Below are 20,601 nucleotides of genomic sequence, written 5' to 3'. Positions count from 1 at the left end.
CTGTTCATGAATAACGAACAAAAAACTAAAACATATTTCATTCAATTCAGCCTCTCACTTTAATAGTGGGAGGCTATTTCTCTGTCTTTGAACATGATAAAATGGTAAGAAAATGAAGCTTTGATTGATCAAACGTTTTAAGGTAAAGGGTGCACGCTAATGTTGAAAACAAGAAAAGACGTTGAGGATATGATCTATCATTCGTATCTACAAGCGATAGAACATGTAACAGAAGTGAAGGATGAGAAGGTGAAAAAGCCTGATCTTACTTATGACCTTTTCAAGAAATTGAATCATCCTGATAAAGGACAAAGGACGATTCTTGTTACAGGAAGCAAAGGTAAGGGATCAACTGCACGCTTTTTATCTTCACTCTTAAGCTATCATGGCTTGAAGGTCGGGTTGTTCACCTCCCCACATCTCGTCGATTACAATGAGCGCATCCGTGTGAATGGAAAAGCGATTTCAGATGAAGCATTCATTCGATTAGGCAATGAGATTGAATCAGCTGTCAATGGGATTGAGGAAACGTTAGCAACTCACGAATACCAAGGGCCAATTGGCATTGCATTAGCGATTGCGATGATGCACTTTTCTGAGCAAAAAACAGACTATAATGTAATTGAATGTGGTCGTGGTGGATTGTATGACGACACGAATATTTTGCAAAACGAAATAGCTGTCATTACACCGATTATGGAAGAGCACAAAAAGGAGCTCGGCCCGAGTATTAAAGAAATTATTACACATAAACTTGGCATAATAAAAGACTCAACAAAAGTTGTTGTCCTCGGTTCACAAGGCAATCGACTTCCATACATAAAAGAGAAGCTACGAGAGCATGCTGATATTCGAACATTTGGTGAAGAGTTTAATGTGTGTAATGAAATAATCAGTACAGAAGGATCAACATTTGATTTGGTCATTGGAGCTGATCACTATGATCATGTGCACATTCCACTTCTCGGTTCTTTCCAAGCAGACAATGTTGCAACTGCACTTGCTGCATGTGAGTCAATTATTGGAAAGAAACTCTTGAGAGAAGAGCGCTGGAAGCAGCCATTAGCATCTCTTCGTTGGCCGGGAAGATGTGAATTCATCGAACATTCTCCTCCTATCATTGTCGATGGTGCAATTAATTCCGAAACAGCAGTTCAAACAAAGCATGTTATTGACCGCTTACAGTGCAAAAACATCATTTCAATTGTCGGGGTACCTAAGGATAGGGATTATGAAGGTGTATTGCGTGTGATTGGTTCATTTTCTAAGCAAATCATTGTAACGAAGCCTGATATTAGTCATCTCGCTTTCCCTGATGATGCGAAAGAAAAAGCAGCTGTCTTTCATCACAACATTATTGAAATCGATCAATTACAAGAAGCTTTAAGAACGGCGAAAGCTAGTGAAGTCGATTTAATTTTGATTATCGGAACACAAACACTTGTTGCAAATGCGATGCGATTGCTGAAACGATCTTTAATAGACATTGGTATATAGCAGGGAGAATCTTATGAAATCATATATAAACGAAGCAGCAATAAATCAAGGCTGGTCGATAGACAAAATCAGATTAGAGGGCGAATATTTAACGAAATTTCAAAAAGGCGAACTTTTTTTCTACAATTATGGCATTTCGACAATACCTGTAAATACTCAAAATGAACGAATCGCAACAAATAAAGTACTCACTAGCAGTATTCTAGAAAAGGAAGGAATCTCTATTCTTCCAGCGATCGAAATTGATTTTAGTAATCAGATGCAATGGAAGGATGCATATCATTTCTTATCGATGCATACGAATGGAAAGGTCGTAATCAAACCGATCTATGGAAATAAAAGCAGAGGTGTGCAAGGAATTCATAGCTTTGATCAATTACATAAAACAATCGCTGAATTACCGACAATCGAGCCATATTGTCTAACACCGTATTTTGACCATCACTGTGAGTTAAGAATGGTTGTATTTAACGGACAGGTTCGCTTTCACTACATGAAACCGAATAATCAAGAAAATGTGCTACGACCTTTTGTTTACGAAGAAATGGTTATTCCGAGTGAAAGGATAGAACAGTTAGCTAGAATAGCACAAAAGACGGCAGCGATTCTTGGATTTACTTATCTTGCAGTGGATTTTTTGATCGGCGAACTAGAAGATGTCATAATTGAAGTGAATTTAAATCCTAATCTTTATGCTCTTTGTCGAAAACAACCTAATTATTATTCAGACTGTGTGAAATTGTTTGAAGACATGTTCATGCTAAAAGAGGAAAGAATAAAAGACATCGTTTAAGGATAAGCGAAACATAGAAGTTATCCTAGAGTCCTAAATGGGAATCTAAACTAAAAGGAAGGAGTGGCGATAGATGACAATGGATAGAGAACTTGGTTGGAATTTCGACAATACGTACAAGCAATTACCGAAATCGTTTTATTCGCTACAAAGTCCTCAACCTGTGCAATCACCACGATTGGCTGTATTAAACGAAGCCTTTGCGAAGGAGTTAAACCTAGATACTGACGCGTTACGAGAAAAGGCGACGTCCATTTTTTCTGGAAACGAGATTCCGAGTGGAGCAATTCCTTTAGCGCAAGCGTATGCAGGTCATCAATTTGGGCATTTTACAATGCTTGGAGATGGAAGGGCGAATCTTCTAGGAGAGCATGTTTTAAAAGATGGAACACGATTAGACATTCAATTAAAAGGGGCTGGCCGTACTTCATTTTCTCGTGGAGGAGATGGAAGAGCAGCAGTCGGACCAATGCTACGGGAATATTTAATCAGTGAAGCAATGCATCATCTTGGAATACCGACGACCCGAAGTCTTGCGGTTGTGACAACAGGTGAGGAGGTAATTCGTGAACGACGTTTACCTGGTGCGGTGTTAACAAGAGTAGCAAAGAGTCATATTCGTGTAGGAACTTTTGAGTATGCAAGTCGATTTTGCTCAAAGGATGAATTAAAACAGCTTGCAGACTATACAATCCAAAGACATTACAATCATATCAAGACTGAGAAAAATCCTTATCGCTCCTTACTAATGACCGTTATGAAGAAGCAGGCGTCCCTCATTGCGCAGTGGCAGCTTGTAGGGTTTGTTCATGGTGTTATGAATACAGACAATATGTCTATTTTAGGTGAGACAATTGACTATGGACCGTGTGCTTTTCTTGACCAGTATGACCGTAGCACAGTCTTTAGCTCAATTGATAGCGGAGGTCGTTATGCGTTTGGCAACCAACCGTATATGGCTGTATGGAACCTAGCGCGATTTGCAGAATCTTTGTTGTCCCTTCTTGATGAAGAGGAAGATAAAGCAATTGAGGTAGCTCAAGAGGTTCTCTCCAAGTTCGGTCCATTCTATGAGGAGATTTGGTTAGATGGAATGAGAAAGAAGCTTGGAATGTTAGCCAAAGAAAACGAAGATGAAGGGCTTATAAAGGAGTTTCTTTCTCTCATGGAAGAGGAGAAGGCCGACTTTACTCAGTCATTTGTGAGGTTGATGAATGGGAAGTTAGAAGAAGAGCGCTTTGGTCCTTGGCTAGAAAAATGGAAAGTTCGAATAGAAAAGGAGCATGATGGATTGGATGAAGCAGTTGTTGTCATGAAGAAGGTGAATCCATTTATCATCCCACGAAACCATCTCGTTGAAGAGGCGTTGGTAAAAGCTGAAGATGGAGATTACACATTATTTAATGAATTATTAACTGTTCTACAAAAACCATTTGAGATAAACGGAGTGCAAGAAAAATATACGAAACCACCTGAAGATGACAAACCATTTGTCACTTACTGTGGAACATAAAAATCACTTTTTTATAAATTGCTAACGGAAAAATGAAACTTTTATGGAAGAAAGTCAGTATATAGTAGTAATTAAAAAGCGACTTTCTTTTTTTAGAGGTCAATCTATAAGAGGAGGAATTTCTAAATATGAGTATGATAGCGAGATTTAAAGATATTATGGCTAGTAACATTCACGCATTACTGGATAAGGCGGAAAACCCTGAAAAGATGATTGATCAATATTTAAGAAATTTAAATTCAGATTTAGGCAAAGTAAAGGCAGAAACTGCATCTGTAATGGCTGAAGAGCAGCGTTCAAAGCGCGCACTTTCTGAAGCACATGATGAAATCGAAAAAATGGAGCGTTATGCGATGATGGCTCTTGAGTCAGGCGACGAAAGCGATGCGCGCAAGTTTTTAGAGAGAAAAGGGCAATTAACGGCAAATCTAGAATCTTTACAAAGTGCTTATCAGCTGGCTTCAACGAATGCACAGCAAATGAAACAGATGCATGATAAATTAGTGGAAGATATAAAAGGATTGGAAGCGAGACGTAGCACATTAAAAGCGCAATGGAAAATGGCAAAGACGCAGGAGAGAATCAACAAACTTGGAGCTTCAGCTGATCAAGCTGGCCGTTCAGTCTCAGCGTTTGGGCGTATGGAAGAACGCGTAACGAGAGCATTGGATGAGGCAAATGCCATGGCAGAATTAAACGCTGGCTCAAAGGATGATATCGCTGACTTAACGAAAAAGTATGATTCAAATGGCGGAGGAAGCTCAGCAGTTGATTTAGAGCTTGAAAAGCTTAAAGCAAGAATGAATCAAGGCGAATAAACATCTACTAAAGCTGTAGCCAAGTTGCTGCAGCTTTAGATTCTTTCATTTTGAATTTTCCAGAGGTGATTCTATGATTCTCCATTATAAATGTCAGAGCTGTGGGAGTGATATGAAGTTTGATCCACAGTCAGGTACATTGAGATGTATGAGCTGTCAACGGCAAGAAAAAATCGAAAATTATCCAGAAGAACTCATTACGGCAACTTTTGAAGAAAATGAGGTTGTCGAGTATCATTGTGACAACTGTGGAGCGGATATTATGACCGAAGCAGACACAGCCGCAACGAAATGTAGCTTTTGTGGGGCTGGTGTTGTTTTAGCAGATCGAGTTTCTGGAGAACTTGCTCCGGCAAAAGTAATCCCTTTCACTATTACGAAAGAGCAGGCTGGTGAGGCATTTAAAAAATGGTGCAGAAATGGGCGTCTCACACCAAAGGATTTTATGACATCTGATCGGATTAAGAGCATTACAGGTATTTACGTTCCTTTTTGGTTATATGATTTAAATAGCCGTGCAAAGGTAAATGCTGTAGCAACGAAGGTTCGTACGTATACGATGGGTGATTATATTTATACAGAAACGAAGTATTATGATGCATATCGTGATATTAATTTAGATTATATAAAAATACCAGTAGATGCTTCTGCGAAAATGAATGATGAATTAATGGATAAACTAGAACCTTACCATTATGATGATTTCAAACCTTTTAAAACACCTTATTTAGCCGGCTACTTAGCAGAGAAATACAACTTTACTGAAGGTGAACTACTTCCTCGAGCGAAAGATAAAATAGGTCCTTATATTGATTCATATATAAAATCGACGATCAATGGTTACAATTCGGTAAGGTATACAAGTAAAGATATAAATACGAAGAGCACAAATCACTATTATGTTCTTTTGCCAGTATGGATGGTAAGCTATGATTATAACCAAAAAGAATATATGTTTGCGATGAATGGTCAAACGGGAAAAGTTGTTGGAAAGCCTCCAATTAGTGCTGGAAAATCATTGCTTTGGTTTAGTGGCATTGCTTCGGCTACCTTTTTAGTTATGAAAACATTCTCCTTCTTTTCTGGGGGTGGATTCTGGTGAGAAAATGGATTGTATGTATATTAGTCGCACTTTTCTTACTACCTAGTACATTAGTATTTGGAGAATCTACGCTTATATTAGATCGTGCAGATTTATTAACTGCTGAAGAGGTAGAGCAACTAGATTTGTTGGCAAAGGAAAAAGGGACGATTCATGAAACGGATTTTATGGTTATTACTTTGAATACAACAAATGGAAAAGATATCGTAGAATATGTGCAAGATTTTTATGATAAAGAAGCACCTGGATATAATCAACCACATGGAAATACAGTTATTCTGATTATGGATATGCAAGAAAGAGATCTATATTTAGCTGGATTTAAAAAAGGTGAGGAGCTATTACCGGATACACGATTGGATCGAGTTCGTGATGCCATCACCCCTGATCTCTCAAATGCAGACTATTACGATGCATTCTATACCTTTATAACAATGTCCTCAGAATTGATGGAAACACCACCAAGTGAAAACGATTCAACAAATTATGTGTATGACCGCCCAAGTGCAGCTTCAGAAGTTCCAATATGGACAGAGACTTGGTTTCAAGCGGTTATTTCCATTATTGTTGGAGGTGGTGTTGTAGGAGCGATGCTGTTTACAACAGGTGGAAGAGTAACAGTAAATGGAAGAACCTATATGAATTCAGGGACATCAAGAGTTTTGGATAAGCATGATCGCTACGTTCGAAAAACGGTAACAAAAACGAAAAAGCCGTCTTCGAATAATTCCGGTGGCAGTGGCGGTGGAATTACTGGCGGTGGACACTCACATAGTGGAAGCAGAGGGAAGTTTTAGAGCAATGAAAGGAGTGCATGAGGATGTCTTTTTTTAGAAATCAATTTGCCAATGTTGTAGAATGGGAAGAATTCAGGGAAGATATGATTTTTTACAAATGGCGTAATAATGAAATCAAACGAGGAAGTAAACTTATTATTCGTCCAGGTCAAGATGCAATCTTCTTTAATAACGGCCGTATTGAAGGAATCTTTGAAGACGAAGGGGATTATGATGTTGAATCACAAATCATTCCTTTTCTATCTACATTAAAAGGTTTCCGTTTTGGATTTAATAGTGGAATGCGTGTTGAAGTGTTATTCGTCAATACGAAAGAGTTCACTGTAAAATGGGGAACGAGAAATGCGATTAATATCCCAGCACCTGGCTTTCCAGGTGGAATTCCTATCCGTGCAAATGGAACGTTTAACTTTAAAGTGAATGACTACGTCATGTTAATTGATAAAATCGCAGGTGTACGAAATCAGTATTTAGTAGAGGATGTTCGTTTGCGGATTATTGCGGTATTGGATCAGCTATTAATGAAATGGATCACACGTGAAGGCAAGGACATGTTTAATTTACAATCGAATGCGTTTGACATAGCAAAAGGGATTCGCGAAGATTTAGATATGAACATTATTGATGATGGTTTTTCTATTACTGGCTTCAACATTATGAGTTTCAATTATCCGAAAGAAGTACAAGATATGATAACGAAAAATGCTTCTCATGGTATGATTGGAAATGTTGATCGCTTTCAACAAATCTCGATGACTGAAGGCATGGCTTCAGGAAAGATGGGGAGCGGTGGAGCTGCCTCAGATATGGCTGGGATGATGATGGGAATGAATTTTGCGAATCAGATGATGAATCAGCAAAATCAAAGCAACCAACAACAGAACAATCAACAACAAGAAAATGTTCAACCAGTGAAGCAAAATACATCAGAAAATAGCCAACGACCAAACTTCTGTCCAAACTGTGGAACAAAAACAGGAGATGGAAACTTCTGTTCAAATTGTGGTCATAAATTGAATTGATAAAAGGAGCGTAGCAAACTTGCAATCGACGAGTGCTGCGCTTTTTTGTTATACTAAAAACGGTTATATATACAGAATTTTCACTAAATTAATTTATAATTAGAGAAAATGAGGGGGAAAAGTATAGATGATATATACTCGTTTATTAGAAATTTTAAGAGACGAATCAAGGGTCTCAAAAAATCCTTCTATATTAGAACAGCATAGCAAAGGATTAACGTATCACGCAGCTTCAACTCCGGAGGTCGTTGCTTACCCAGTGACAACACAAGAAGTGAGTGAGCTTGTTGCATTTGCGAATGAACAGAATGTAGCAGTTACCCCATTTGGCGCTGGAAGTGGTTTAGAAGGACATATGATTCCCATCAAAGGTGGAATTTCACTAAATTTGATGGAAATGTACAAAATTGTTGAAGTTCGCCCTGAGGATTTTATCGTGAAGGTTCAACCTGGAGTAACGAGAGAAGCACTAAATAAACAATTAAAGCAATATGGTCTCTTTTTCCCTGTGGATCCAGGTGCTAATGCTTCAATAGGCGGAATGGTCGCAACGAATGCGAGTGGTACGAATAGCGTTAAGTACGGAACCATGAAGGATCAAGTGCTTAACCTTGAAGTGGTCCTCGCTGATGGCAAAGTAATTCATACTGGATCGTTGGCCTCGAAGTCATCTGCTGGATATAATCTAACGGCGCTTTTCACAGGTTCCGAAGGGACATTAGGTGTTATTACAGAAATCACACTGAAGCTATTTGGAATACCTGAAACAACTGCGGCAGGTATTGCGACTTTCTCCACAATTAAAGATGCTAGTGCAGCTGCATCGATGATTTTAAGTGCAGGGGTAGAAATAGGGAAGCTTGAACTCGTGGATGAATTTACGATAAAAGCTGTAAATGATTACAACAAAACAGCGTACTTTGAAAAGCCGACTCTATTTCTAGAGATTTCTGGTAGTAAAGAATTGGTAGATAGTGAGTTTGCAATTGTAAAAGAAATAGCTGAAGAGTATGGCTGCGACCTATTTCAGTATGAAAAGGATACATTAGCACGTGCGAAACTTTGGGAAGCAAGACATGGGGTTGCATATGCTATTATGGCTGCGAACCCAGGAAAAGGGATCGTTTCCACGGATGTATGTGTTCCATTATCCGAACTATCTGGCGCAATTGTCTTTGCAAGAACATTAATCGATCAGTATCAATTTAAAGCAGGTGTTTTCGGTCATGTTGGAGATGGAAATTTTCATGCAATCATGGCTATTGATCAGCATGATCAAGCGCAGGTGGAAATGTTAGAGGAGATTAATGCACAAATTGTTCATTATGCATTAGAACGTGGGGGAACATGTACAGGAGAGCATGGTGTCGGGTTAGGAAAGAAAAAATACTTAATACAGGAAAAGCCAGGTGCTGTTGAAGTGATGAAATTAATAAAATCAACGTTAGATCCAAAAGGGATTATGAATCCTGGAAAAATACTATGAATCGTATAAAGGGGAAGTAGAATGCCAGATTGGTCTTATCACGGAATCTTTAAGCCAGTTCTGAAACATTTGCCTCCAACTGTATCAAGAGAATTTATTCATCGTAGCATGAATGCAATCGCTTCGTTGCCCTTCGGTATGGGGGGACGTATTATAAATTTCCTTGGCAGAGAAGAGTGCTCACCAACTCTACTAAAGAGGATAGACTTAATTGATTATCGAAACCCTATTGGACTAAGTGGAAAAGTGGACCCTATGCTAACAGGAGTAAAGGCATTTACGAATTTAGGTTTCGGTTTTTTAGAGATAGGCCCAGTGACGATAGATAAACAAGTCTTGCTACCTCCAAATGTAAATTGGAAGAAGAGAGAAATAGCGTTTCCCAAAAGCCCGCAATCCATTGGAATTGAAGAGACCATAGTGAAATTAAAGAAGCTTAATAAAAAGCAGCCAATACTGGCAAGAATCGTTGGTACGAAAGAGGAATTGGATGTAATAGGTCAGCGGCTTGCCCCGTTTGTAGATGGGTTTATCGTTGAAGATGTCTTATGTTTTTCTAACCCTTCAAATAAACCAACCTATCAATTGGTTGCTTCTCAATATGAGTCAGTTGATAAAAAAGGGTCCGGCATTGTCCTTGATCTAGAGAGTGATGTACAACAGATAACAAACAGAGTTAAGGAGATACGGAGAAGTGGATATGATCGAACGATTATCGTATCGGGAGGAGTTTTTGAACCAAGGGATGCCCTGCAGCTTCTTAATGAGGGAACTGATCTCGTATTACTAGAAGAAGGATATGTTTTTTCTGGACCAGGGTTGACCAAGAGAATTAATGAATCACTTCTGAAACAAGAGGAATTGCCTCATAATGTTCAGAATGGTTGGTTGTCGTACTTTCTTTTTGGAATAATGATTATGTTCGGAGGAGTGCTCGCCCTTATATTTAGTCTTACGTCGGTCATCCTTCCATATGATGAATCGTTCTTAGAAATGAGTCGAGAGCAAATACAATTATTTAATGAGCAAATTCTACTCTTTATGGCACATGATCGAATGACACTTGCTGGTACGATGATTTCCGGGGGAATTGTCTATATGATGCTTGCCTATCATGGAGTAAAGAAGGGGCTTAAATGGGCAAAGCAAGCGATTGACTTAGCGGCTATAATTGGCTTTTTAGGAATCTTTACCTTCATTGGATTTGGGTACTTTGATTGGCTTCATCTGTTGTTTTGGATCATTTTACTTCCGGTTTATGCTCATGGAGTTATAAAAACAAGAAAGATTTCTGGCGTCCCTTCTTCTCAAAACCTTCGAAATGACCGAACGTGGAAAATGGGAATCTTTGGACAGCTTTTCTTAGTGCTATTGGGTTTTGCTTTTGTTCTAGGTGGGTTTGTGATTACATATGTTGGGATCACGAGTGTTTTTGTCACAACAGACTTAGCTTTTTTATGCATTACACCAGCTGCACTAGAGTCCTTTAATGATAACTTAATCCCAGTCATTGCCCATGACAGAGCCGGATTTGGTTCAGCACTTTTAAGTGTAGGCTTACTAGTGTTAACGGTGTCACTATGGGGGTATCAGCAAGGAAACCGTTGGGTATGGTGGACATTCCTGATAGGAGGAATTCCTGCATTTTTCTCAGGTATCTACATTCATTTTGCCATTGGCTATACTTCCTTCATCCATTTACTGCCGGCTTATTTTGCGCTCGCCCTGTATGTTTTAGGGCTTATATGGTCTTATCGATTTCTCTACAAAAAAAAGTGAAAGACTGCCTTCAAGATTCTTAAGGGAATCGTTGAAAGCAGTCTTTTTTACATTAGGTTAAAAAAGTATCGCAAATATTAAAAAAGTACTATATGTTAGCGCTTACATAATAGCGATGAAATCATATAATTTGGTTGTACAATCCATTTTAGAAAGGGGTATTCAAATGAGAAGTCGATTAAAGTCTTTGTCCATTTTACTATTAATGATTTTACTCGTTTCTTTTTTAGCAGCTTGCAGTAGCACTAGTAGTTCGAGTAATCAGGTCAGTGTGGGAATTGTTTTACCAACAAAAGATGAGCCTAGGTGGGTCCAAGATGAGCAAAGGTTTAAAGATGCCTTGGCAGATTCAAAATATACAACAGAAATATTATTTAGCCAGGGATCTTCTGCAAAAGAGAAGGAAAATGTTGAAACGCTTCTTAATAAAAACATCGATGTTCTAATCATTTGCCCGCATGATGGAGATGCTGCTGCAGCGGCAGTTGAGGCTGCAAAAAAAGATGGAGTAAAGGTAATTGCGTATGATCGATTAATCACAAATACAGATGCAGTAGATTACTATGTTACATTTGATAGCTTTGCTGTTGGGGAAGCACAGGGACAGTACTTATTGGATCAATCATCAGGTTCAAATGTACCGCTGTATTTATATGCAGGAGCTGCATCAGATAATAATGCATTTATTTTCTTTGAGGGAGCATGGAGTGTGCTGCAACCGAAAATTGCAGATGGCACATTAAAGATTGCTAACTCGAGTGAAGCAGTTGCACTAAAAGATGTAAACAAACTTTCTCGTGACCAATTAAGCAAAATTCTCGGTCAAGTCACAACGAACTGGGATCCAAATGATGCAAAAAATAAGGCGCAAACACATTTAACTGCTGCAAGTAATGATTTAAAAGGAGAGGTATTGATTCTTGCTCCAAATGATGGAACTGCCCGCTCAATTGCAGATGTATTTGCTGCTGATGGAGATATTGAATCTTACACAGTAACAGGTCAAGACGCAGAAAAAGCTTCTATCCAATATATTATTGATGAGAAACAATCAATGACCGTATTTAAGGATGTGCGTACATTAGTCGAGGATGCAATGGGAATGGCTATTACAATATTAGATGGAAATACGCCAGAAACTACAGGTTCATATAATAATGGCTCAATTGATGTAAAAGCAAAACAAACACCTGTCATCATTGTTGAAAACGAAAATGTGAAGCAGGAATTGATTGACTCAGGTTACTATGAAGCGAGCGAGTTTACTGGATTGTAGAAATGGAGGGGAAAATAGTGATAGTTTCTCTATCACTATTTTTCAATTAAAAAGCAAGAAAGCATTCACTTCTTGAAGATTAGGCCCAATAACCTAATTCCTTCGATTAGAGAATTGTCTAGACTCCAGGAGCCATCGGCTCGGTGTCTTAAGGTTTTTTCGGTCTTCGTCTTATGCTCGGGACTCACGCGATGTGAGCCATGCCACGTACTTAGTGGACTTTTATATAGGCGAGCCTTGCACTTTTCTTAAAAGCACTCCTTAGGAGATGAAAAAATGAGTCACATTCTTTTAGAAATGAAAAACATTACAAAAGATTTTAATGGTTTAGTTGCTTTAAGCAATGTTGATTTTAAAGTGGAACAAGGAGAAATTCATTGTTTAATAGGTGAAAATGGAGCTGGGAAATCTACATTAATGAAAATCTTAAGTGGCGTTTATCCATCTGGAACATATGGAGGAGAAATCATATTTGAAGGTCAGGTACAACACTACCAAAAAATAAATGATAGTGTTCGTGCGGGAATCTCCATCATTTATCAGGAGCTTGCCTTGTTCCCAGATTTGCCTGTGTATGAGAATTTGTTTGTAGGAAATGAGATGTCTAACCAAGGGTTTATCAATTGGAATGAAACGATTATACAAGCCCAAAAGGTGTTAGAAAAGGTCAAATTAAATGTTAATCCTGCAATACTTGTAAAGGAGCTCGGAGTAGGAAAAAGGCAATTGATTGAAATTGCTAAAGCATTAAATAAGGATGTTAAGTTGCTCATTCTAGATGAACCAACCGCTGCTTTAAACGAAAATGATAGTGAAAATTTGCTGAATCTATTAAAAGAATTAAAGAAACAAGGAATGACTTGTATATTGATTTCACATAAGTTGAATGAGGTTATTTCTGTTGCGGACAAAGCAACTATTCTAAGGGATGGAGAAACCGTTTGTACGCTCGATACGAAAAAAGGAAAATTAATTGAACGTGAAATCATCCGGTATATGGTTGGGAGAGAGCTGCATGATATCTATCCTAAAAGATCGTTCGGTGTAAGAGCGTTAAAAGTGATTGAACTCTCAAATTGGAGCGCGAAAGATGTAGTTACAGGAAAAGATGTGTTAAAAAACATAAACCTTCATATAAAGGAAGGTGAAATTGTAGGAATTGCAGGATTAATGGGGTCAGGACGTACAGAATTAGCATTGAGTATATTTGGAAATGCCAAATCGTATAAGCTTGAAGGCGACTTAATCGTTCAAGAGACGTTAACCTTCCTCAAACATCCTAAAGAAGCCATTGAAGCTGGAATAGCTTACGTAACAGAGGACAGAAAAGGAGACGGCTTGTTTTTAGGCATGGATATTAAGAATAATATTACTTCATCAAATATGAGTAAAGTAGCCGAGAAGGGATTTATTCACCATAATGAGGAAATTAAAATTTCTACAGAATATAAACACTCTCTTTCCATTAAGGCAGCTTCTCTAGAACAACTGGTTGGAAATTTGAGTGGGGGGAATCAGCAAAAAGTATCACTTGGGAAATGGTTATTCGTATCACCAAAACTTTTAATATTAGATGAGCCAACAAGAGGAATTGATGTTGGAGCAAAATTTGAAATTTATTCAGTCATGAATAAGCTTATCGAGCAAGGAATGAGCATTTTAATGATCTCATCTGAGCTCAGCGAAATTTTAGGAATGAGCGATCGCATTTATGTTATGGCTAAAGGTGAAATAAAAGGTGAACTAAACAAAGCTAATGCTAGCCAAGAAGCCATTATGCAACTTGCTACACTATAGGAGGTTTGAAAGGTGGAGACGATTAAGGAGGTCCGAAAAGTAGTTTCAGAAAACATTCGAGATTATGGAATGTATATTGCATTATTCGCTATCATCCTGACTTTCACATTCTTAACAGATGGTTTATTTTTGTCATCAAGAAATATTAGTAATCTTTTGGATTCTGCTGGCTATATTGCAGTTCTTGCGGTTGGAATGACCTTGGTGATTGTCATACGTCACATCGACTTATCAGTTGGTTATGCAGCTGGATTTCTTGGTGCTGTCGCAGCAATCTTTCTCACTCAAATGGGGATGTCTGTTTACTTAGTTATTCCAATTATCTTAATACTAGGAATATTGGTCGGAACACTCAATGGATTATTAATAGCACAAATTGGTATTCCGTCTTTTGTTGCGACTTTAGCAGGAATGCTAATATTTAGAGGAGCATTGCTACAAGTCACTGAGAAAACAGGGACGATCATTATCCAAGATCCTGTTTTTAATAAAATCGGAAACGGCTTTATCCCATCCATTGTTGAAGTTAATGGACTTCACTTATTAACTTTATTAGTCGGGTTAATAGGGGTTTTACTTTTTATCAATAATGACATTCGGACAAGAAAGAATAAGCAAAAGTATGGATTTGAAGTTAGTTCAATGCCCATTTTTATTCTTAAAATCTTGTTTATATCTATAGTAATTGGTTATATTACTTGGATTTTAGCCGGCTATAATGGTTTTTCTTGGACTGTGATAATTGTTTTATTCGTTGTTGTGATTTATCACATACTCACAACTAAAACAGTATTAGGTAGACAAATCTATGCAGTTGGTAGTAATCCAGAAGCAGCTCACTTAAGTGGAATTAACGTTAAAAAGATGACTTTAATCGTATTTGGTTCGATGGGGATGCTTTCAGCCTTATCAGGAATACTGTTTACATCTAGACTCCAATCTGCAACAACAACTGCCGGAACACTTTTTGAATTAGATGCTATCGCCGCAGCTTATGTCGGTGGAGTTTCATCAGCAGGTGGTGTTGGAAAGGTAACAGGGGCAATCATAGGGGCTATAGTCATGGCTTCATTAACAAATGGAATGAACCTATTAGGTGTTGGAATCTCTTATCAATATATGATAAGAGGTGGGGTTTTGGCAGGAGCAGTAATTTTTGATGTAATGACAAGAAAAAAACGGGTGTAGGGACCATGTAAAATGGTCTGAGATTGTAGACAAAGTCGATTTCGACTTTGTCTACATTTTTTCCTTAGTACTTTTTGATAATAAGAGAACCCCCAAAAAATGTCTTGAAAACGCTTGTCAGACTAGGCGTGCGGTCGAATGAAGACCTGAATAGAACACACGGTTCATGAGGGGACTTTGATGCCAAACAACGACGTATGCGAGCGTTTGTCAACAGTCTGGGACCATGTAAAATGGTCTCTCTTTTTACTAAGAGGGAAAATCAAAGTTCTTAATGTCTTTTTCTTATGCTTAAGGCTCAGATGATGTGATGCACTTAGTCGGCCTTCAGACAAAATGAGCGCCTTACGTCTTTCTTAATAAAATTAATTGGCATTGTTTCTTCTTTCCATTAAAATAATAATCAGAAAATACAAAATATTATGCAAGGGTTGATGCTTTTGCGAAAAATATTGATTGCTATTGCTTGCTGTTTCATTCTAACATTTGCATTTTTAGCTTATTCATCTGCAGTAATCGTGTTTCAATCAAGTGTAGAAAAACCAAAAACAAAAAAACTAAATGAAAGCGATTACAGAGTGGTGCTGATTACGCAAGAGCTTGATACACCATTTTGGGATGAAGTGGCAAATGGAGCGATTGATCAGGCACTTCAAGAAGACATTCTATTAGAAATATGGGGGAGTTATGGGAACCAGGAAGATGATTTTTTAAAAGATCTTGAAATGGCGATCCACTCTAAAGTTGATGGTATTCTCATACAAGGCTTAAATTCCGATGAATTTAAATCACTTGCAAAGATTAAAGCTTCGTTTTATGGCATCCCAATTATTACAGTTGTTCATGATGTTCCAATGAATGAAAGTCTCAGAAGAACGTATGTAGGGTCAAATCATTATAATGCGGGGCAAATGGTTGCAGAAGAACTTGTTAAAGAAATGGGAGAAGAAGGAAATGTGATTGTCTTATATGACCATGACGAAGCACTGTATCAAAAAGAGAGAATCGACGGGATGTACGAAGTCTTAAACATGTTTGAGAATATAGAGCTAATCTTCGCAGAGACAAATGGAACAAGAGAAGAAATAATCTCCACAACAAGGAGGATCATTAATCAAACACCAGATTATGATGCGATTGTGGCGATAAATGCGCATTTTATCGGCCCGATGGTATATGAAATCGAGATGCGTTCAAAAATTGGTCCAAAACTGATCTATACTTTTGACGAGAATGCTGAATCGATAAAATTATTAAAAGAAGGGAAGATTGATGGTGTAATCAAGCAGTCCCCAAGAAAAATAGGGGAGAAAAGTGTGCAACTATTAATGGAATGGATTAGAGGTGAAACGATTCCATTAGATATAAATGGTTATCACACAGAATTACAATTCATGAAAAAGAAGGACATACAATGAATAGTATACAAAAAAAGATTAACCTTTTTATTACACTAGTTTTACTATGTATGTCAACAATCTGGTTCTCATTAAATTATTATCATAATAAAACACAAAATCAATACAACGATATATTGCAACGCTATTTATTACTAAATGAAGTAACTAGTGCAAGTCAATCTATTATTGGGTATGCAAATCAATTTATCGTTACACCAAATGTAGAGAGTACCGAAACATTAGAGGAGAAAATTAACGATATTCAGTTACTAAGAGAAGAAATCCTACAACTATATCATGAGGAAAATCAGTTTGCACTAACAAATTACTATCACCTAACAGATAGTTTAATTGAAACTGTTGAGCGCATCATTTTATTTTCTAGTCAGAATGATCATGAAACGGTTACGAAGGAATTTTCTGAAGTTACAAGAATATCAAATCATATTTCTGAAGTGAAATTAACATTATTAGATTCAGAGCTTGGGACATATAATCGATTTTATCGTGAGATTATTCAGCAGTCAGAACATTTTATTCGATTGGGCATATGGACAATCCTCTTTATTACTCTAGCATTACTATTGTTTACCTATTATTTCTCATTAAGTATTACTAAACCGATTGAACAATTGACTAAAGCTGCAAATGAACTATCGAAAGGAAAATTTGAAAATCCGATTGAGGTGAAAGCAGGTGGAGAATTTGCTTTTTTGGCAAGGACATTTAATCGAATGCGTATTAATCTTAATCGATTAATTGAGGAAATGAAACAAAAAGCACAATTAGAAAAAGAGCTTCAAGATCAAAAACTACTCATCCAAATGATTCAATTTAGAAGCCTTCAAAGTCAGATTAATCCACATTTTTTATTTAATACATTGAATACAATATCAAAGCAAGCTCTTTTAGAAGGGGCTGAACAAACAAGTGATTTGTTAGTAAATGTTGCGACTTTATTAAGATACAATTTAAAAAGAATTGAGAGATCAGTCTCTCTAAGAGAAGAGGTACATGTATTGAATCAATACATGGCAATTCAAAAGGCTAGGTTTACTGATCGATTAACATTTCATTTGGAAATTGAGGAACAGTGGCTAGAGATCAAAATTCCAGCTTTAACTTTACAACCGATTGTTGAAAATGCCGTCATTCATGCAATTGAACCACGAATAGAGGGGGGAGTTATATTTGTTCGGATCTATGAGAAAGAGTCTTTGCTTTCTATAGAAATCGAAGATGATGGGTATGGAATGCCACAGGAAAAGGTGAAGCAAATATTATCAGAATCTTTAATAGAAACGGAAGGTCATTCTACTGGCATTGGTTTTGATAATGTGATAAAAAGACTCAGATTATTTTATGGCGAAAATGTATTTATTTCCATAAAAAGCGATGAGGGAAGTGGAACAAAAGTTTCTATCCAAATGAAGTTGGAGGGGAGAGTAAATGACTACAGTCCTTCTTGTTGATGACGAACAACTTGAGAGAGAGGGCATGAAGGCAATTATATCTAAGCAATTTCCTCAAATGACAATCATTCAAGCTAGGAACGGCAAGGAAGCGATCCAAATAGCAATGAAAGCAGAAATTGATATTGTATTTATGGATATAAAAATGCCTGGGATCTCGGGACTAGAAGCTATTAAAGAAATAAAGAATTATCGAGATACAATTAAATTTGTTATGGTAACAGCCTATGATACGTTTGATTTTTTAAGAAGTGCAATTAAACTTGGCGTACATGACTACGTCATGAAGCCAAGTAAGGCAAGCGAAATCATTAGTCTTACAGAGGGATTACTAACACAAATTAAATTGGAAACGGAAAGGAATCAATGGAAGATAGATTCAACTCAATCGACATTGAATGTGATAGAAACAGATGTTGTGACTCAGTTATTGTTTGACCATGTCCATGATGTTCATGTTGATCTGTTAATTGAGATGTTACATAATCCTCGATCCACTACGTTTTTTGTCATGAATATGTATATACCAAACGGAACGAAAGATATATATATAAAGATTAAGCGCGTCCTAAATTCTAAAAAGTGTGCATGGCTAGGTGTACTATACAATAACGTTTTGCCAATAATTGTTTTTCGTGATCAGAGTAAATCATTCCGATCACAAGCGATTGGGTTGGCAAATCGGCTCTTATCATTGAATGAGGGTGCGAATTGGATTATAGGAATTGGAAAAGAATATCACAGCTTTGATGATGCGAGAATTTCGTATCAACAGGCATTAGATACATTTATTGATTCGAGCTTACAAACAAAATACCGTTTTTATCAAGAAGGAGAAAATATTGAAGGCTCCGTAATAGAGAAAATGGGTCAATATGTGAATACAAAATTAGAAAATCATTTGCGATTTGCAAAATGGTCATTAATTGAAACTGTAATGACCATTTACTTGAATGGATGTGAGCAAGAAGAAGTAAGTTTAATAACGGTTCAACGAAAATTGATGGAAATGACTTGGGTAATGACAAGAGTATTAAAAGAAATGGGAATTGGATCTGTCGATTTAGGATTGCGACAACAACATTTAGAATACCGCATTTTAGCAAGCGAGTTAAAGGCTATAGTAAGGGAGGTCGAGAACTATTACGAAAAGTGGCGTACTCAATCAGAATTTGATCTATTCCACAAACTCAAGAAGTACATCATCACGCACTCTCATGAGAATATTTCATTGGAAATTTTAAGTGATCAAGTAGATTTAAGCCCGATTTATATAAGTAAGATGTTCAAGGAGAGAATTGGTAAAAATTATATTGAATTTTTGACAGAATGCCGAATGGAAAAAGCAATTAAATTAATAATTGAGTCGAAGAAAAGTATAAAAGAAATCTCCTATGAGGTTGGTTATCATGAACCGAATTATTTTAGTAAAGTGTTCAAGAAAACCTATCGAATGACCCCGAATGATTATAGAAAATTGCAACTAGGCATACACCATACAAAACATACAATTGAGTAGGTGTGGGAAGGATGAAGAAGACACAGATTCTTATTTTTTGTTTAATGCTTCTTATGTGTGTATCTTGTGAGCAACCCGTTGAGAATACATCTTCAAATCATGAGACGGACCGTTCCTTTATTCCGAAAGAAGCAGACGAAATAACAATTGGATTTTCAATGGATACACTAGCTGAAGAGCGCTGGATAAAGGATAGGGATCTCTTTAAAAAAGCTGTTGAGAGTTTAGATGCAAAGATTATCATAAAACAAGCAGGAGGAGATGAAATCTTACAAATCGCACAGGCGGAAGAATTGATCAGTGAAGGTGTCGATTTACTTGTAGTTGTCCCTTATAATGCTGAAGCTGCTGCTTCAATTGTGAAAAGGGCTCATATGGCAGATATAAAAGTGGTTTCCTATGATCGATTAATTCGTAATACAGAAATTGATTTGTATGTATCGTTTGATAATGAAATGGTAGGTGAGCTTCAAGCGAGAGCAATCGTTGAGACTGTTCCAAAAGGAAATTTTGTTTATATTGGTGGGGCAGATACTGATTATAATGCACACTTGTTAAAGAAAGGTACTTATAAAATTTTGGAACCTTTTATTAATAGCGGAGATATTACGATTGTCTATGACCAATGGACAGAAGATTGGATTCCAGAAAATGCATATCGTAATATGAAAGAAGCGTTAAGATCGAATAAAAATGACATCCAAGCTGTCATCGCAGCAAATGATGCAACTGCATATGAAGTCATCCGTGCGTTAGAAGAGGAAGGGTTAGCTGGTAAAGTTCAAGTTGCAGGCCAAGACGCAGATTTAGCTGCAATAAAGCATATTGTTACTGGACAGCAAATGATGACGGTATATAAACCAATAAAAGAGTTAGCAGAAGTTGCTGCGAAAGCAGTTATCCAATTAGCAAGAGAAGATAAAATCGAATCTAATCGAGTAATGAATAATGGAAAGGTTGAAGTCCCGTCTATTTTGCTCAATCCAATTCCAGTAAATAAGGACAATATTGAAGATACCGTCATTTTAGATGGATTTCATACAAAAGAAGAAATTCTCAATTGATAACAAGGAAAGCTTATTAAGCCGATCGTTCAATAAGCTTTCCCTATTAATAATCTCTCGCATACGGCATTATTTTCC

The 20,601-nt window shown here is 37.2% G+C and carries 16 protein-coding genes; all 16 read left to right on the top strand.

Annotated features, from left to right (window positions below):
- The first annotated feature begins 159 nt into the window (after positions 1 to 159).
- Positions 160 to 1,497 (top strand): bifunctional folylpolyglutamate synthase/dihydrofolate synthase, encoded by a 1,338-nt coding sequence (locus tag AC6F34_RS10715; protein WP_500771894.1) that lies wholly within the window; start codon positions 160 to 162, stop codon positions 1,495 to 1,497.
- Between the two features lie 13 nt (positions 1,498 to 1,510).
- Positions 1,511 to 2,290: an ATP-grasp domain-containing protein gene (locus AC6F34_RS10710; RefSeq protein WP_500771892.1), complete on the top strand. Its 780-nt coding sequence runs from the start codon at positions 1,511 to 1,513 to the stop codon at positions 2,288 to 2,290.
- 73 nt (positions 2,291 to 2,363) lie between these two features.
- On the top strand, positions 2,364 to 3,803 hold the full coding sequence (locus AC6F34_RS10705) for a protein adenylyltransferase SelO (protein ID WP_500771890.1): 1,440 nt from the start codon (positions 2,364 to 2,366) through the stop codon (positions 3,801 to 3,803).
- 128 nt (positions 3,804 to 3,931) lie between these two features.
- Positions 3,932 to 4,621, top strand: a complete 690-nt coding sequence (locus tag AC6F34_RS10700) for a PspA/IM30 family protein (protein WP_500771888.1) — start codon at positions 3,932 to 3,934, stop codon at positions 4,619 to 4,621.
- Between the two features lie 73 nt (positions 4,622 to 4,694).
- Complete coding sequence (locus AC6F34_RS10695; protein WP_500771886.1) at positions 4,695 to 5,723, top strand: TFIIB-type zinc ribbon-containing protein; 1,029 nt, start codon at positions 4,695 to 4,697, stop codon at positions 5,721 to 5,723.
- Positions 5,720 to 6,520: a TPM domain-containing protein gene (locus AC6F34_RS10690; protein ID WP_500771884.1), complete on the top strand. Its 801-nt coding sequence runs from the start codon at positions 5,720 to 5,722 to the stop codon at positions 6,518 to 6,520. Before AC6F34_RS10695 ends, AC6F34_RS10690 begins: the two co-directional genes overlap by 4 nt.
- Positions 6,521 to 6,543: 23 nt before the next feature.
- Positions 6,544 to 7,542, top strand: coding sequence for an SPFH domain-containing protein (locus AC6F34_RS10685; RefSeq protein WP_500771882.1), 999 nt, complete (start codon positions 6,544 to 6,546; stop codon positions 7,540 to 7,542).
- 127 nt (positions 7,543 to 7,669) lie between these two features.
- Positions 7,670 to 9,028 (top strand): FAD-binding oxidoreductase, encoded by a 1,359-nt coding sequence (locus AC6F34_RS10680; protein WP_500771880.1) that lies wholly within the window; start codon positions 7,670 to 7,672, stop codon positions 9,026 to 9,028.
- 21 nt (positions 9,029 to 9,049) lie between these two features.
- Positions 9,050 to 10,807 carry a dihydroorotate dehydrogenase gene (locus AC6F34_RS10675; RefSeq protein ID WP_500771878.1) on the top strand — a complete coding sequence of 586 codons (1,758 nt, stop codon included), beginning with the start codon at positions 9,050 to 9,052 and terminating at the stop codon, positions 10,805 to 10,807.
- Positions 10,808 to 10,973: 166 nt separating this feature from the next.
- Complete coding sequence (locus tag AC6F34_RS10670) at positions 10,974 to 12,083, top strand: sugar ABC transporter substrate-binding protein (RefSeq protein WP_500771876.1); 1,110 nt, start codon at positions 10,974 to 10,976, stop codon at positions 12,081 to 12,083.
- 276 nt (positions 12,084 to 12,359) lie between these two features.
- A complete protein-coding gene (locus tag AC6F34_RS10665) occupies positions 12,360 to 13,880 on the top strand; it encodes an ATP-binding cassette domain-containing protein (RefSeq protein ID WP_500771874.1) in 1,521 nt (506 codons plus the stop codon).
- Between the two features lie 69 nt (positions 13,881 to 13,949).
- Entirely contained in the window at positions 13,950 to 15,068 is a 1,119-nt protein-coding gene (locus AC6F34_RS10660) for a sugar ABC transporter permease (protein WP_500772435.1), read from the top strand.
- 434 nt (positions 15,069 to 15,502) lie between these two features.
- Positions 15,503 to 16,486 (top strand): sugar ABC transporter substrate-binding protein, encoded by a 984-nt coding sequence (locus tag AC6F34_RS10655; RefSeq protein ID WP_500771872.1) that lies wholly within the window; start codon positions 15,503 to 15,505, stop codon positions 16,484 to 16,486.
- A complete protein-coding gene (locus AC6F34_RS10650; RefSeq protein WP_500771870.1) occupies positions 16,483 to 17,940 on the top strand; it encodes a sensor histidine kinase in 1,458 nt (485 codons plus the stop codon). Before AC6F34_RS10655 ends, AC6F34_RS10650 begins: the two co-directional genes overlap by 4 nt.
- Positions 17,918 to 19,459 carry a response regulator gene (locus AC6F34_RS10645; RefSeq protein WP_500771868.1) on the top strand — a complete coding sequence of 514 codons (1,542 nt, stop codon included), beginning with the start codon at positions 17,918 to 17,920 and terminating at the stop codon, positions 19,457 to 19,459. The genes AC6F34_RS10650 and AC6F34_RS10645 overlap by 23 nt, the downstream gene beginning before the upstream one ends.
- Positions 19,460 to 19,470: 11 nt before the next feature.
- On the top strand, positions 19,471 to 20,523 hold the full coding sequence (locus AC6F34_RS10640) for a sugar ABC transporter substrate-binding protein (RefSeq protein ID WP_500771866.1): 1,053 nt from the start codon (positions 19,471 to 19,473) through the stop codon (positions 20,521 to 20,523).
- The last annotated feature ends 78 nt before the right edge of the window (positions 20,524 to 20,601 follow it).

This window comes from Niallia sp. CD-39, from assembly GCF_059874745.1.
This window is presented reverse-complemented; position numbering and strand designations above follow the sequence as displayed.

What these genes read in the sequence shown, in the direction of transcription:
- AC6F34_RS10705 (WP_500771890.1), top strand. Translation starts at nt 2,364, where the DNA reads ATGACAATGGATAGAGAACTTGGTTGGAATTTCGACAATACGTACAAG.
- AC6F34_RS10680 (WP_500771880.1), top strand. Translation starts at nt 7,670, where the DNA reads ATGATATATACTCGTTTATTAGAAATTTTAAGAGACGAATCAAGGGTC.
- AC6F34_RS10650 (WP_500771870.1), top strand. Translation starts at nt 16,483, where the DNA reads ATGAATAGTATACAAAAAAAGATTAACCTTTTTATTACACTAGTTTTA.
- AC6F34_RS10660 (WP_500772435.1), top strand. Translation starts at nt 13,950, where the DNA reads ATGTATATTGCATTATTCGCTATCATCCTGACTTTCACATTCTTAACA.
- AC6F34_RS10685 (WP_500771882.1), top strand. Translation starts at nt 6,544, where the DNA reads ATGTCTTTTTTTAGAAATCAATTTGCCAATGTTGTAGAATGGGAAGAA.
- AC6F34_RS10710 (WP_500771892.1), top strand. Translation starts at nt 1,511, where the DNA reads ATGAAATCATATATAAACGAAGCAGCAATAAATCAAGGCTGGTCGATA.
- AC6F34_RS10700 (WP_500771888.1), top strand. Translation starts at nt 3,932, where the DNA reads ATGAGTATGATAGCGAGATTTAAAGATATTATGGCTAGTAACATTCAC.
- AC6F34_RS10675 (WP_500771878.1), top strand. Translation starts at nt 9,050, where the DNA reads ATGCCAGATTGGTCTTATCACGGAATCTTTAAGCCAGTTCTGAAACAT.
- AC6F34_RS10645 (WP_500771868.1), top strand. Translation starts at nt 17,918, where the DNA reads ATGACTACAGTCCTTCTTGTTGATGACGAACAACTTGAGAGAGAGGGC.
- AC6F34_RS10665 (WP_500771874.1), top strand. Translation starts at nt 12,360, where the DNA reads ATGAGTCACATTCTTTTAGAAATGAAAAACATTACAAAAGATTTTAAT.
- AC6F34_RS10670 (WP_500771876.1), top strand. Translation starts at nt 10,974, where the DNA reads ATGAGAAGTCGATTAAAGTCTTTGTCCATTTTACTATTAATGATTTTA.
- AC6F34_RS10715 (WP_500771894.1), top strand. Translation starts at nt 160, where the DNA reads ATGTTGAAAACAAGAAAAGACGTTGAGGATATGATCTATCATTCGTAT.
- AC6F34_RS10640 (WP_500771866.1), top strand. Translation starts at nt 19,471, where the DNA reads ATGAAGAAGACACAGATTCTTATTTTTTGTTTAATGCTTCTTATGTGT.
- AC6F34_RS10695 (WP_500771886.1), top strand. Translation starts at nt 4,695, where the DNA reads ATGATTCTCCATTATAAATGTCAGAGCTGTGGGAGTGATATGAAGTTT.
- AC6F34_RS10655 (WP_500771872.1), top strand. Translation starts at nt 15,503, where the DNA reads ATGCTTTTGCGAAAAATATTGATTGCTATTGCTTGCTGTTTCATTCTA.